The following is a 14,913-nucleotide window of genomic DNA, read 5'->3' as shown; positions in this document are numbered from 1 at the left end:
ACACTATTTATAGAAAAAGGAATTGCTGTGACGGAAGATACAGCAACAAAAGGATACAAACTATGAACATACGAAGAATAGCAGCAATCTGGGCAGCAAAAGCTGCCGGTGCCGGCTGTAAGCTGCTGGGACGTCAGGGTGTTACCTGGGCAGGAAAGATTGCATTAAAAATATATCCACCGATTTTGCAGGAGCTTGCTGCAGAAGTACGGAAAGACATTTTTGTAGTCTGTGGAACCAATGGTAAGACAACTACCAATAATATGCTCTGTGCAGCTCTGGAGGAAGAAGGGAACAAAGTTATCTGCAATCACACCGGATCCAATATGCTGAACGGTGTTGTGGCTGCGTTTGCACTTGGTGCCGGAATGAATGGACATATTGATGCGGATTATGCCTGTATTGAAGTAGATGAGGCATCTACCAGACATATTTTTACAAAGATCAAACCGAATTATATGGTTATGACGAATCTTTTTCGAGATCAGCTGGACCGTTATGGTGAGATTGATATTACCATGAATATCCTCGAAGAAATGATCCGCAAAGTTCCGGACATGAAACTGATCGTAAATGGTGATGATGCACTGTCGGCATATCTTGCCAAGGACAGTGGCAATGCATGTATTTATTACGGAATCAGTCGTCCGGTCATGAAAAATGAAACAAACGAAATCCGGGAAGGACGTTTCTGTAAATGCTGCGGGGAAAGACTTCAGTACAGCTTTTATCATTACAGTCAGCTTGGTGATTACAGGTGTCCGAAATGCGGATTCAAGCGTCCAACACCTGACTTTGATGCAGAGGATGTAAAAGTAGGAGATCAGCTTTCTTTTTCTGTTGAGAACAGACGTATTGTAGCGAATTATAAGGGATTTTATAATGTATATAATATTCTGGCGGCTTATGCAGGAATCCGGACAGCCGGACTTAAGGCTGAACATTTTAGTGATATGCTGAAAAAATTTAATCCGGAGAATGGAAGAATGGAGCAGTTCCGCATCAAAGGAACCAGTGTGATCCTGAATCTTGCCAAGAACCCGGCTGGATTTAACCAGAATATTTCCGCAGTCATGCAGGATCGTAGTCCAAAAGATGTGATCATCGCGATCAATGATAATGCACAGGATGGAATCGATATATCCTGGCTTTGGGATGTCGATTTTGACCGTTTCAGCGATGAAAGTGTACGTTCTATTACCGTCAGTGGTATCCGTTGTCAGGATATGCGTCTGCGAATGAAATATGTGGATATCCCGTCTGTGCTGGAAGCTGATGTAGAAAAGGCAATCCGTGACCGTGTAGAAGATGGAACCGGAAACCTTTATGTACTGGTCAACTACACCGCATTGTTCAGTACCAGAAATATTCTGAAGAAACTGGAGGGAGAACACAAATGAAACTTACAATAGGTCATTTATATCCGGATCTTCTGAATCTGTATGGCGACAGAGGAAATATCCAATGTTTAATGAAACGTTGTCAATGGCGTGGTATTGAGGCGGAAACTATTGCCTATGAAATCGATGATACAATCGATTTTTCCAAGCTGGATATCGTACTTCTCGGAGGCGGATCTGACCGGGAACAAATGTTGGTCTGTGAAAAACTGAAGACTATTCAAAAAGACTTTAAGGCATATGTTGAGGATAATGGTGTCGTGATCGCAATCTGCGGTGGATACCAGCTTTTGGGAAAATATTACAAGACCGAGCAGGGAATGATCACAGGACTTGACCTGGTTGATATGTATACGGAACAGGAAGAAGGACGTCTTATCAGTAATATTGTACTGCAAAGTGATCTTTTTGATATGCCGGTCGTAGGATTTGAGAATCATGGCGGCAGGACCTGTATCAATAACAACAAACCATTGGGTAAGGTACTTTATGGTTCAGGAAATGATGGCAAATCCGGATATGAGGGTGTTGTTTACAAGAATGTGATCGGAACATATCTTCATGGTCCCCTCCTTCCGAAGAACCCGCAGCTTGCCGACTGGCTCATTGAGCATGCACTTAAGAAAAAATATGGCGAAGAGACCGTGCTGACACCATTGGATGACAGTCAGGAAAAGGAAGCCAATGATTATATCGTGCATCGCTTTGTGCACGAAAATAAATAAAAGTAAAGCAGGTACCTGAAGTAACAAAAGCATAAATAACTGATCAGGAAACAGAGAATGAGGGAATGAATATGGCAAAATCACGTAATCAGAAAGGGAAGATCCTGGTGATTGAACATCTTCTCCAGGGAACAGGAGAAAGCCGGATAGTGACGATGCAGGAAATCCTTGATAAACTTCTGGAATATGGAATCACTGCAGAGAGAAAGAGTATCTATGATGATATAGAAGCCCTTCGAGAATTTGGACTGGATGTTCAGTACAAAAGAGGCAGACCAGGTGGATATTATCTGGCCGGGGGACAGGAAATTGCTGCGGCACCGGAGTCAGTTCACACAAAAGAGGAAGCAGGGATTTCAAAAAATGCAGAGACAGAAAAAAAATCAGAACCAGTGATCATTTACAAAGAGAATACACTTGATAAAGAAGAAATTCAGAACACAGAGAAGGCAATGAAACTGCAGTGTGATGCTTCCAGAGAAAAAGAGATCCGGGAGTACTTTGGCAGTTATGGAGAGTACAAATTAAAAGAATCCGGCTATTTACATGTAACGGTGCCGCATATTGCAGGACCAAAATTTTACGGATGGCTGGCAATGATGGGAAAAGATGTTCATATTCTGAAACCAAAGAAAACGGCAGCATCTTACCGTGATTATCTGAAAACTCTTGCAAAAGAGTATAAGGGTGTATAGAAAGGAAAACAGCATGAAAAAAAAAGCAGTATGTATGTTACTGGGAGTGCTTCTGACGGGAACATTGCTTACCGGATGTGGTAAAAACAAGGCAACAGAGGCTGCCAGCGAAAGCGCACAGACCGAAAAGGAAGGAACCGGAGAGAGAACAGCTGATTCTGCAGAGGATGACCAGAAGAAGACTGATGAAACAGCGGATACGAAAACAGATAAAAAAGCAGAGAAGGGTACAGACGCTGAGGAAACAGGAGAGGATGCTTCTGAAACAGAAGAAAACAGAGAAAAGATTGCAGTACTTCTTCCAGATGAACAGAACTGGACGAGAGATGCAAAAGAACTGGAAGTACAGTTTGAAGAAGACGGATATGATCCGATTCTTCTTTATGCAGATAATGACAGCTCCAAACAGGTGTCTCAGATCCAGCAGATGGCAGCCGAAGAGGTATCTGCCATGGTGATCGCCCCGGTAGATCCTTATGGTCTGGCAGATGTACTTGCAGATGTAAAGGATGCAGAGATAGAGATACCGGTGATTTCCTATGATGATCTGATCATGAATACGGATGGAATAAAATATTATGTTACATTTGGCGGTCGTCAGGTGGGCCAGATGATAGCAAAACAGATTATAGACAGTGAGGAACTTGACAAAGTACAGGAGGCGAAAGAATCAAAAACAATAGAATTCTTTATGGGATCTCTGGATGATACACAGGCATTGTTCCTCTATAATGGAGTAATGGAAACATTGCAACCGTATATCGATGATGGAACACTGATATGTAAATCCGGCAAAACCTCTTTCGATGATACAGGAATTCTTCGTTGGAGTTCTGAGATCGCCAAAACGAGAATGACAGATATTCTTACAGAATATTATCCAGATGGTGCAGTTCCGGATATTATCTGCACCGGATTTGATGATGCTGCGATGGGAACGGAAGAAGCTCTGGAAGAAGCTGGATTTGTTCCGGGAACCGAAAACTGGCCGTTGATCAGTGGTGCCGGATGCAATGAGGAAGGTGTTCGCAGAATTGCAGAGGGAAAACAGACGTTCAGCATTTTTATGGATCGAAGAGAGCTTGCCGATCAGTGTGAAGAGATGGTAAACATTTATCTGCATGGGGAAGATGATCCGGAAGTCAATGATTATGAACAGTATGATAATGGAATTAAGATCATAGCCAGCTATCTTTGTGAGCCACAGCTGATCGATGGTGAGAATTATGAAATCCTGATTGATAATGGATACTATACAGAAGATGAAGTGAAACCGTTGGCAACGCCGACACCGACAGAAGAACCGGTAACGCCGACACCCACAGATGCAGCAGGACCAACAGAGACAGTAACACCGTCTCCGACAGAAACTGCAGAATCAACAGAGACTGTGACACCAACCCCGGAGCAGAAAGATGAAAAAAAGGCAACACCAACTCCGAAACCAAAGGTGACATTAAAAAAATCTGAAAAAAGTAAAAACTGAAATCATAACCAGTAAAATTACATAAAAAAAACTCCGAAGCAAAATTCGGAGTTTTTTATGTCTGGGGATTATTCACGGAAAGTCAAAGAATCATCAGTCATGGAATCCACAATTGCAAGAGATTCCAGTCTTACACCCATATCACGGATCTTCTGACCACCATTCTGAAAGCCTTTTTCGATAACGATTCCGGCACCTTCAAGGGTTGCACCGGATTTTTTGACGATATCGATCAGACCGAGCAGTGCACATCCGTTTGCAAGGAAATCATCAATCAGAAGTACATGATCTTCCGGTCCAAGGAATTTCTTGGATAAGATAACATCATAGACTTTTTTGTGAGTGAAGGATTCAACCTTTGAACAGTACATTTCTCCATCAAGGTTCAGGCTCTGCGCTTTTTTTGCAAAAACGACAGGAACATCAAAATACTGTGCGGCAATGCAGGCAATTCCAATGCCGGAAGCTTCAATTGTGAGAATTTTTGTAATCGGGCAATCGGCAAAACGTCTCTTAAATTCTTTGCCAATTTCATTGATGAGAGTAATATCCATCTGATGATTTAAAAAACTGTCAACCTTTAAAATATTACCCGGTTTTACGATTCCATCTTTCAGTATACGCTCCTTTAAAAGCTGCATGATTTCTCTCCTTTGATCTGTAAACGTTTTTTCTAAAATTATATCTATGATACTCTATTCTTCGAAGAAGTTCAATTCTTTTCGACAAAAATTTATGTAAAGTTACAAAAATATTGGAGGCGAAAATGTCCTTTATACTGGACAATTTTGGTCGGACATTGCAAAAGAGAAAAGAGTCTGCTACAATGATATTAATTTCAGAAAATTATAAAACAGGAGGAAGTAAGATGAGCGGACAGCGATATATGGTCAATGCTATGGGAGAGCAGTGCCCGATTCCTGTAGTAAAGACAAAAAAAGTTCTGGACAGCATTCAGGGAGATGCCGAGATCGAAGTATTGGTCGATAATGAAACAGCGGTACAGAATCTCACCAGAATGGGTAAAAATACAGGTGCAGAAGTGTTCTCCGAGAAAAAAAGTGACAAAGAATTTCATGTGTTCATTCGTGTGAAGGACCGTCAGCCGGTGACAGACACAAAGGCCGAAGAAGTATCCTGCATTCCGGATGTGAAAGGAGATTTCGTGGTCGCAGTGGATACAGCGACAATGGGAAGAGGAAATGATGAACTGGGCAAAGTTCTGATGAAAGGATTCCTTTTTGCAGTGACACAGCTGGATGAACTTCCAAAGACCATGCTTTTTTATAATGGAGGCGCAACACTGACAACAGAAGGTTCTGATTCACTGGAGGATCTGAAGAGTCTGGAAGCACAGGGAGTGACGATCAAGACCTGTGGAACCTGCCTTAATTACTATGGCCTGACAGAGAAACTCTGCGTGGGAGAAGTTACCAATATGTATGATATTGTAGAGACAATGGCAAAAGCTTCCAAAGTTATAAAACCATGATTCAGAAGATACCAAGGTATTTGCTGACATTTCACAGCACAAGCGGGGCAATAGCTGTAGAGAGATTTTGCAAAAAACATAAGATTCCGGGAAGACTGATCCCTGTGCCGAGAGAAATTTCTGCAAGCTGTGGCTTATCCTGGGCGGTAGAGGCAGAGCAGGAGAAATGTCTGACTCAGGTTGAACTTGAATTTGAAGATGAGATCGAAGGCAAATGGCTGCTGGATATTTAGATCAGCAACAATGGATAACCGTGATGCGTTTGGAGAGAGTATGAAAGAGTATGAAGTAATTTGGGAGATTTTTAACAAATGTCCCAGAAACCAGATGAGGGATGTATTTGTAGAAGAAGTGGAAATTGAGGATCCTGAGGAATATATAAAAAAGAAATTCCAGGGAAAAGAGGTTTCTTATGACAAAACAGTTCTTAACGATGGAACGATCATCTTTGACATTGTTACGTCGCAGATAAAACAGAGATGTTCCTTTACAGAAATTTAGAAAGTGTGGTATAATACAAGTTCAGGACTGCAGATACTATATTGCAATCATGCAGTCTGTAAATCCGTATCGAGATGAAACCTGAGAGGAGCAGACATGAGTGAAACAAAAGAAACCCATGTACACGTACTGGAAGATGGGACGATCCTGGAACATTCCCATGGAGAACATGGACATCATCACAGCCATGCGCAGACGAAAGCAGTTTTGAACCGTCTGTCGAGAGCCATTGGACACCTGGAATCAATAAAACGTATGGTAGAAGACGGCAGAGACTGTTCAGAGGTACTGATTCAGCTTTCAGCAGTGAAATCTGCTATTAATAATACAGGTAAGATCATTCTTCAGGATCATATTGAGCACTGTATCGTAGATGCGGTAGAGCATGGCGATAAGGATGCGATCAAAGAACTGGAACGTGCAATCGACAGATTTATGAAATAAGAATACAGGTTATACAGTCTGGACAGACAAGGCGTGTATGACCGGAAATCAAAGGAGTATATAGAAATGGCAGAATGCAGTAACAGCGGTTCCTGCGGCAAATCAAGCTGCGAGGGATGCGCAAGCAAAGAAAAGAGTAATCCGCAGAATTTTATGGCAGAACAGAATGTTTTTTCAGATGTAAAACATGTGATCGGCGTTGTCAGCGGTAAGGGCGGCGTAGGAAAATCCTTTGTTACAGGTTCCCTTGCAAATGCAATGGCAGCCAAAGGATACAAAGTTGGTATTCTGGATGCTGACATCACCGGACCTTCCATTCCAAAGATGTACGGCCTCACAGGCGCTGCCCAGGCAGATGACAACGGCATCTATCCGATGGAGACAGCAAACGGAATCAAGGTTATGTCCATCAACCTTCTTCTTCCAACGGAAGATACTCCGGTTATCTGGAGAGGACCGGTTCTTGCAAACATGGTAAAACAGTTCTGGACAGATGTTGTCTGGGACAAGATCGACTATCTCTTTGTAGATATGCCTCCGGGAACAGGTGATGTGCCGCTTACTGTATTCCAGTCCCTTCCGGTTGACGGAATCGTGATCGTAAGCTCCCCGCAGGATTTGGTGAAGATGATTGTAAAGAAAGCTTATAATATGGCTGAAATGATGAAGATCCCGGTACTTGGAATCGTAGAAAACTACAGTTATGTGAAATGTCCAGACTGCGGCAAGGAACTCAAGATCTTTGGTGAAAGTCATATTGAGGAAATTGCAGCAGAACTGAATGTACCGGTCGTAGGCAAGATGCCGATCGATATGGAGTATGCATCCAAAGCAGACAGCGGAGCATTTGATCAGATCGATAACGAATACATCACAAAAGCAGTAGAAGTAATGCCAGAATAAAACCGCAGACAAGAAAATCCCGACAGTTATGGAATCATAAATTTCCTGATTGTCGGGACTTTTTACGTTATGAGAACATATCCAGAAATCGTTCAGCAGCCTGGGAAAGTGGAAGACTGTCATGCTGAACGAGGACAAGCTGTCTGGGGGGGAGTGGATCTGCAAGAGGAATGGGTTTCAGTGAATCGTCGGGGTTTAGCATATAATCCGGAATACAGGCAATGCCAAGACCAATGCGGGCAAGATCCATCAACAGATCATTGCTGTTCAGTTCGACTTCCGGCAGCAGATTCAGCCCATGTGTTGCAAACATCTGATGCAGGTATTCACTGGTGGTACTTTTGGAAGAAAGCATCAGAATAGGTTGTTTTAATAGTGTTTTGAGTTCACATGGTATCTCTTCGGGAGAAAAACAGTCGGGATTTCCGACAAAAATATCCCGAAAATCACGAAGGACTTTTACATTCATATGATTGCCAAGACGGGAATTCGGAGAGTTGCAGACGATCAGGTCAACCTGTCCTTTTTCCAGCAGTTCTGCACAGCCGATCGAAGTACTGTTGGTGACTTTGATCCGGACATCCGGGAATTCCTGATGGAATTTTTGGAGGTAATGAATTAGATAATAGCGGCAGATCGTATCACTGGCACCGATGCGGAGCTGGCCTTTGAGCATATTGTCGCCGGAAAGAAGGGATTCTCCCTCATCCAGCATCTGTATTGCGGGTTTTACATGTTGCAACAGAAGTTCTCCTTCCGGGGTAAGGAGGACTTTTTTTGTGCTGCGGATAAAAAGTGTGTGATTCAGCTTTTTTTCCAGTGTTTTGATGGACTGGCTGACTGCAGACTGTGAGATAAAAAGTTCACGGGATGCTTCAGAGAAACTGAGAGTAGTAGCAACATAATAAAAAACTTTATATAATTCAAGATTGATATCCATAAGATCCGACTTCCTTTTCAAAGAGAGTTGCAAATATAAATTAGTATAACTTATAAAAGATATAAGATATATTAATTTTACTAATGATGATTCTTATGATACTATAAACTCAGTAATTCGACAAGTACATAATAACATAATGCACAAAGGAAAGGAGTTTCTAATGAGCAACGTAAGACGCGTTTATGTAGAAAAGAAACCAGCCTACGCCGTACAGGCAAAAGAATTAAAGCATGAGATCAGCAGCTATCTCGGAATTAAATCCGCAACAAATGTAAGAGTGCTGATCCGTTATGATGTAGAAAATATTTCAGATGAAGTTTTTGAAAAAGCATGCAGAACTGTATTTGCAGAGCCACCGGTAGATGATCTGTATCTTGAGAAATTTGAAGCTGCAGAAGGTGCAAAGATTTTTTCTGTAGAATATCTTCCGGGACAGTTTGACCAGAGAGCAGATTCCGCTGTACAGTGTGTACAGTTTCTCGATGGAGATTCACAGCCGATCATCCGTTCTGCAACAACTTATGTAATAGAAGGAAATGTAACAGACGAAGAATTTGATGCGATCAAACATCACTGCATCAACCCGGTAGACTCCCGTGAGACAGGACTTGAAAAACCGGAAACACTGGTTACCGTATTCCCGGAACCAGAGGATGTCAAAATTTTTGACGGCTTTAAAGATATGCCGGAAGCAGATCTCAAAGCACTGTATGATTCACTGAATCTTGCGATGACCTTCAAGGATTTCCAGCACATCCAGAACTACTTCAAAAACGAAGAAAAACGTGATCCTTCCATGACAGAGATCCGAGTACTTGATACCTACTGGTCTGATCACTGCCGTCATACCACATTCTCCACAGAACTTACAGACGTGAAGTTCGATGAAGGTGACTACAAAGAACCAATCGTAAAAACATACGAAAAATACCTTGCTGACAGAGAAGTTCTCTACAAAGGCCGTGATGATAAATTTGTCTGCCTGATGGATCTTGCTCTGATGGCAATGAAAAAACTCAAATCCGAAGGAAAACTGGCTGATCAGGAAGAATCCGATGAGATCAATGCCTGCAGTATTGTTGTACCGGTAGATGTAGATGGCAAAGAGGAAGAGTGGCTTATCAACTTTAAGAATGAGACACACAACCATCCGACAGAGATCGAGCCATTTGGTGGTGCTGCTACCTGCCTTGGCGGTGCAATCCGCGACCCGCTTTCCGGACGTACTTATGTATATCAGGCAATGCGTGTGACAGGTGCTGCTGATCCGACTGTATCTGTAAAAGAAACGCTCAAAGGTAAACTTCCGCAGAAGAAACTGGTCAGAAGTGCTGCTCATGGATACAGCTCATATGGTAACCAGATCGGTCTGGCTACCGGCTATGTCAAAGAAATCTATCATCCGGACTACGTTGCGAAACGTATGGAGATTGGTGCCGTTATGGGTGCAGCTCCGAGACGTGCCGTTATCCGTGAAAACTCCGATCCGGGAGATATCATCATCCTTCTGGGAGGACGTACCGGCCGTGACGGTATCGGTGGTGCAACAGGTTCCTCCAAGGTACACACAGAGGCTTCCATCGAAGTCTGCGGTGCAGAAGTACAGAAAGGTAACGCACCTACAGAGCGTAAGATCCAGCGTATGTTCAGACGTGAAGAAGTCAGCTACATCATCAAAAAATGTAACGACTTTGGTGCAGGCGGTGTATCCGTTGCCATCGGTGAGCTTGCAGATGGACTTCGCGTAGATCTTGACAAAGTTCCGAAAAAATATGCCGGCCTTGACGGAACAGAGATCGCAATCTCTGAATCCCAGGAGCGTATGGCAGTTGTTGTAGATCCAAAAGATGTTGACAAATTCCTTGGCTTTGCAAACGAAGAAAACCTCGAAGCAATCCCGGTTGCAGTCGTTACCGAAGAGCCACGCCTTGTTCTTACATGGAGAGGCAAAGAGATCGTTAACATTTCCCGTGCATTCCTTGATACCAACGGTGCACATCAGGAAACAACTGTAGAGGTTGAGATCCCGAACAAAGACGGAAACCTTTTCGAAGAAAGACCAGACGTTGTCGATGTTAAGGCAAAATGGCTGGAGACACTTGCTGACCTCAACGTATGCTCCCAGAAAGGCCTCGTTGAAATGTTCGACGGTTCTATCGGTGCAGGCAGCGTATTTATGCCATACGGTGGTCAGTATCAGCTTACAGAAACACAGAGCATGGTTGCAAAAGTTCCGGTACAGAACGGAAAAACTGATACAGTTACCATGATGAGTTACGGCTTTGATCCATATCTTTCTTCCTGGAGTCCATATCACGGAGCTGCTTACGCAGTAACAGAATCTGTAGCAAGAATCGTAGCTACAGGTGGTGATTACAAGAAGATCCGCTTCACATTCCAGGAATACTTCCGTCGTATGACCGAAGATCCAAAGAGATGGAGCCAGCCATTCTCCGCACTCCTTGGTGCCTATGCAGCACAGATGGGATTCGGACTTCCGTCCATCGGTGGTAAAGACAGTATGTCCGGTACCTTCAATGAGATCGACGTACCTCCGACACTTGTTTCCTTTGCAGTAGACGTAGCCAAGATCCAGGACGTGATCACACCTGAACTCAAAAAAGCAGGAAACAAACTTGTATGGCTCCGCGCACCGCGTGATCAGTACGATTTGCCGGATTACGCAGGAATCATGGATCAGTACGAAAAACTCCACAATGATATCCAGGCTGGAAAAGTTGTTTCCGCTTACGCACTGGATCGTCATGGTATTGCAGCAGCTGTTTCCAAGATGGCCTTCGGTAATGCACTCGGTGTGAAAATCGAACACAACCTGGATCCAAGAGACTTCTTCGCACCAGGATTTGGTGATATCATCATGGAAGTTCCGGCAGACAAAGTCGGACAGCTTTCCATCACATACACACTGATCGGTGAAGTTACAGATGACGGTAAATTCTCTTACGGAAATACTGTTATTACTGAAAAAGAAGCTGAAGAAGCATGGAAGGGAACTCTGGAAAGAGTATTCAAGACAACTTCCGGCGAAGACAACGAAAAACAGGCAAAAGATGACCTGTACCATGCAGAAAACATTTATGTATGCAAACACAAAGTTGCAAAACCGCGTGTATTTATCCCGGTATTCCCTGGAACAAACTGCGAATACGACAGCACACGTGCTTTTGAACGCGCTGGTGCAGAGGTTGACGTTAAAGTATTCAAGAACCTGACAGCAGAAGATATCCATGATTCCGTGGAACTTTTCACAAAAGCAATCGACCAGGCTCAGATCATTATGTTCCCAGGTGGATTCTCCGCTGGTGATGAACCAGATGGCTCTGCGAAATTCTTTGCAACTGCATTCCAGAACGCAAAGATCAAAGAAGCAGTTATGAAGCTTGTCAACGAGAGAGACGGTCTTGCACTTGGTATTTGTAATGGATTCCAGGCTCTGATCAAACTCGGTCTGGTACCATACGGTGAGATCTGCGGACAGAAAGCAGATTCCCCGACACTGACCTTCAACACCATCGGACGTCATATCTCTAAGATGGTTTACACCAAGGTTGTAAGCAACAAGTCTCCATGGCTCCAGAAAGCACAGCTTGGCGGAGTATACTGTAACCCTGCATCCCACGGTGAAGGACGTTTTGTTGCCAACGATGAATGGCTTGCAAAACTCTTCGCAAACGGACAGGTTGCAACTCAGTATGTAACTCCAACCGGTGAACTCAGTGCAGACGAAGAATGGAACGTAAATGGTTCCTACATGAACATCGAAGGTATCACAAGTCCGGACGGACGTATCCTTGGTAAGATGGCTCACAGCGAACGCCGTGGCGACGGAGTGGCTGTAAACATCTACGGCGAGCAGGATATCAAGATCTTCGAATCTGGTGTAGAGTACTTTAAATAAACAGGTTTAAACGGATACACCAAATTGGTCTGACCAAAATGAAAAATAGGCATTGACAAACCGAAATCATGTGGATATAATGGGTAACAGAATAAAGAAACACGTTGAAGAGAAGAGTAAACTGTGGAAGGCTCCAGAGAGAAATACATTTGCTGAGAGTATTTCAGCGGGAAGCAGTTGAAGACCATCTCCGAGTGGCCCTAATCCGGTCCGGTGATTCCGTTACCATCTTATAAGAGTGGCTGAGCTGCCATATGGCAGATGTAGCAAGCAGGGTGGAACCGCGAGTAGATTATTCGTCCCTTACAATACGAGATGTATTGTAAGGGACTTTTGTGTATAGAAAAGAAAAACTTACTCGTCCCTGTGGAAAACTTTAAAATTTTATTCAAAAAAGGAGTTCAAAATTATGATCATCACATTGAAAGACGGATCCAAAAAAGAGTATTCCGAAGCAAAATCAGTTATCGACATCGCTTATGATATCAGCGAAGGACTGGCACGTGCAGCATGCGCAGGCGAAGTAAACGGAGAAGTTGTAGACCTTCGTACTGTTCTTGACAGCGACTGCGAACTGAACATTCTCACAGCAAAAGACGAAAAAGGACTTGCTGTTCTTCGTCACACAGCTTCCCATGTACTTGCACAGGCAGTACAGACCTTATATCCGGAAGCTAAAGTTGCTATCGGACCTTCTATTGATACAGGATTTTATTATGACTTCGCTCACGAACCATTCTCCCGTGAGGATCTCGATGAAATCGAGAAAGAAATGAAAAAGATCATCAAAAAAGGTGCAAAGATCGAGCGCTTCACAAAATCAAGAGAAGACGCGATCGCATTCTTCAAAGAGAAAAATGAACCATACAAAGTTGAGCTGATCGAAGACCTTCCGGAAGGCGAAGAAATCTCCTTCTATTCACAGGGTGACTGGACGGACCTCTGCGCAGGACCACACCTTATGAGCGTAAAAGGCGTAAAAGCATTCAAACTTCTTTCTTCTTCCAGTGCTTACTGGAGAGGAAGCGAAAAGAACGCAATGCTGACACGTATCTACGGAACAGCATATGCTACAAAAGATGAACTCAAAGAACATCTGGAGCAGATGGAAGAAGCAAAGAAACGTGACCACAATAAACTTGGCCGTGAGATGAAAATTTTTACAACTGTAGATGTAATCGGACAGGGACTTCCGCTGATCATGCCAAACGGTGTTATCATGATGCAGGAACTGCAGAGATGGATCGAAGATGAGGAGACAAAACGTGGCTACGTAAGAACAAAAACTCCTCTGATGGCCAAGAGCGATCTTTACAAGATTTCCGGTCACTGGGATCATTACAAAGACGGAATGTTCGTACTTGGTGATGAAGAGACAGACAAAGAAGTATTTGCACTTCGTCCGATGACATGTCCATTCCAGTACTATGTATACAAAGCAGAACAGCACAGCTACCGTGATCTGCCGCTTCGTTACGGCGAAACATCCACACTGTTCCGTAATGAGGACTCCGGTGAGATGCATGGTCTGACACGAGTTCGTCAGTTTACAATCTCTGAGGGACATCTGATCGTAAGACCAGACCAGATGGTCAAAGAATTCAAAGACTGTATCGCACTTGCTCAGTATTGCCTGCAGGTTCTTGGCGTTGAGGAAGATGTAACCTATCATCTGTCCAAATGGGATCCGAATAATAGAGAAAAATACATCGGTGAGCCGGAAGTATGGAATGAGACAGAAGAAGATATCCGTCAGATGCTCGAAGAACTGAACATCCCATTCACAGAGGATGTCGGAGAAGCAGCATTCTACGGACCGAAGGTTGACATCAATGCTAAGAACGTATATGGCAAAGAAGATACAATGATCACAATCCAGTGGGATGCACTTCTTGCTGAACAGTTCGATATGTACTATATCGACGAAAATGGCGACAAGAAACGTCCATGCATCATCCATCGTACATCCATGGGATGCTATGAAAGAACACTTGCATGGCTGATCGAAAAATACGCAGGAATGTTCCCGACATGGCTGTGTCCGGAGCAGGTTCGTGTGATCCCGATCTCCGAAAAATTCAATGCTTATGCTGACAAAGTAGAAGCACAGATGAAAGAAGCAGGCATCCGCTGCTCCGTTGACAGACGTTCCGAAAAGATGGGCTACAAGATCCGTGAAGCACGTCTGGAAAGAGTACCGTACATGCTTGTAGTTGGTGCAAAAGAAGAGGAAGAGGGCAAGGTTTCCGTAAGAAGCCGTTACCTTGGTGATGAAGGAATGAAAGACCTCGGAGAATTCATTGCAGCAATCAAAGAAGAAATCAAAAATAAAACAATCCGCAAGATCGAAGTAGAGGAAGAGAAAAAATAATCGGTCTGTGTAAGATCCTATCAGAGGGAGGCGA

The 14,913-nt window shown here is 43.5% G+C and carries 13 protein-coding genes and 1 other annotated feature; of the genes, 11 read left to right on the top strand and 2 right to left on the bottom strand.

Going from position 1 to position 14,913, the window contains the following annotated elements:
* The first annotated feature begins 62 nt into the window (after window positions 1-62).
* The 4 genes from NQ503_RS12725 (at window position 63) to NQ503_RS12710 (ending at window position 4,306) form a co-directional block, all read left to right on the top strand.
* Window positions 63-1,400: a MurT ligase domain-containing protein gene (locus NQ503_RS12725; RefSeq protein WP_005428572.1), complete on the top strand. Its 1,338-nt coding sequence runs from the start codon at window positions 63-65 to the stop codon at window positions 1,398-1,400.
* Window positions 1,397-2,125 carry a type 1 glutamine amidotransferase gene (locus tag NQ503_RS12720; protein WP_005428574.1) on the top strand — a complete coding sequence of 243 codons (729 nt, stop codon included), beginning with the start codon at window positions 1,397-1,399 and terminating at the stop codon, window positions 2,123-2,125. Before NQ503_RS12725 ends, NQ503_RS12720 begins: the two co-directional genes overlap by 4 nt.
* Window positions 2,126-2,196: 71 nt before the next feature.
* Window positions 2,197-2,820, top strand: coding sequence for a WCX domain-containing protein (locus tag NQ503_RS12715; protein ID WP_117627863.1), 624 nt, complete (start codon window positions 2,197-2,199; stop codon window positions 2,818-2,820).
* A gap of 13 nt (window positions 2,821-2,833) precedes the next feature.
* A complete protein-coding gene (locus tag NQ503_RS12710; RefSeq protein WP_005428585.1) occupies window positions 2,834-4,306 on the top strand; it encodes a substrate-binding domain-containing protein in 1,473 nt (490 codons plus the stop codon).
* Between the two features lie 68 nt (window positions 4,307-4,374).
* On the opposite strand, the gene NQ503_RS12705 is transcribed toward NQ503_RS12710, so the two are convergent.
* Window positions 4,375-4,947, bottom strand: coding sequence for a xanthine phosphoribosyltransferase (locus NQ503_RS12705; RefSeq protein ID WP_005428586.1), 573 nt, complete (start codon window positions 4,945-4,947; stop codon window positions 4,375-4,377).
* A 227-nt stretch (window positions 4,948-5,174) separates the two neighbouring features.
* Between NQ503_RS12705 and yedF the strand changes: the two genes are divergently transcribed.
* The 5 genes from yedF (at window position 5,175) to NQ503_RS12680 (ending at window position 7,646) form a co-directional block, all read left to right on the top strand.
* Window positions 5,175-5,798, top strand: a complete 624-nt coding sequence (gene yedF, locus NQ503_RS12700; protein WP_081017226.1) for a sulfurtransferase-like selenium metabolism protein YedF — start codon at window positions 5,175-5,177, stop codon at window positions 5,796-5,798.
* A gap of 20 nt (window positions 5,799-5,818) precedes the next feature.
* Complete coding sequence (locus NQ503_RS12695; RefSeq protein WP_237976551.1) at window positions 5,819-6,031, top strand: putative Se/S carrier protein; 213 nt, start codon at window positions 5,819-5,821, stop codon at window positions 6,029-6,031.
* Between the two features lie 40 nt (window positions 6,032-6,071).
* Window positions 6,072-6,299 carry a hypothetical protein gene (locus NQ503_RS12690; protein ID WP_022388241.1) on the top strand — a complete coding sequence of 76 codons (228 nt, stop codon included), beginning with the start codon at window positions 6,072-6,074 and terminating at the stop codon, window positions 6,297-6,299.
* 96 nt (window positions 6,300-6,395) lie between these two features.
* Complete coding sequence (locus NQ503_RS12685) at window positions 6,396-6,743, top strand: metal-sensing transcriptional repressor (protein WP_005428590.1); 348 nt, start codon at window positions 6,396-6,398, stop codon at window positions 6,741-6,743.
* Window positions 6,744-6,809: 66 nt separating this feature from the next.
* Window positions 6,810-7,646, top strand: coding sequence for an Mrp/NBP35 family ATP-binding protein (locus NQ503_RS12680; protein ID WP_022388242.1), 837 nt, complete (start codon window positions 6,810-6,812; stop codon window positions 7,644-7,646).
* A 67-nt stretch (window positions 7,647-7,713) separates the two neighbouring features.
* Here NQ503_RS12680 and NQ503_RS12675 read toward each other — a convergent pair whose 3' ends face one another.
* A complete protein-coding gene (locus NQ503_RS12675) occupies window positions 7,714-8,586 on the bottom strand; it encodes a LysR family transcriptional regulator (protein WP_055056353.1) in 873 nt (290 codons plus the stop codon).
* A 163-nt stretch (window positions 8,587-8,749) separates the two neighbouring features.
* Between NQ503_RS12675 and NQ503_RS12670 the strand changes: the two genes are divergently transcribed.
* Together NQ503_RS12670 and thrS are read left to right on the top strand one after the other, a co-directional pair.
* Window positions 8,750-12,508 carry a phosphoribosylformylglycinamidine synthase gene (locus NQ503_RS12670; RefSeq protein ID WP_044926374.1) on the top strand — a complete coding sequence of 1,253 codons (3,759 nt, stop codon included), beginning with the start codon at window positions 8,750-8,752 and terminating at the stop codon, window positions 12,506-12,508.
* A 95-nt stretch (window positions 12,509-12,603) separates the two neighbouring features.
* Window positions 12,604-12,815: a binding site (T-box leader), on the top strand.
* Between the two features lie 102 nt (window positions 12,816-12,917).
* Window positions 12,918-14,879, top strand: a complete 1,962-nt coding sequence (gene thrS, locus NQ503_RS12665) for a threonine--tRNA ligase (RefSeq protein WP_055065989.1) — start codon at window positions 12,918-12,920, stop codon at window positions 14,877-14,879.
* Window positions 14,880-14,913 lie beyond the last annotated feature (34 nt).

The organism is Blautia obeum ATCC 29174 (assembly GCF_025147765.1).
Classification (GTDB): Bacteria; Bacillota; Clostridia; order Lachnospirales; family Lachnospiraceae; genus Blautia_A; species Blautia_A obeum.
This window is presented reverse-complemented; position numbering and strand designations above follow the sequence as displayed.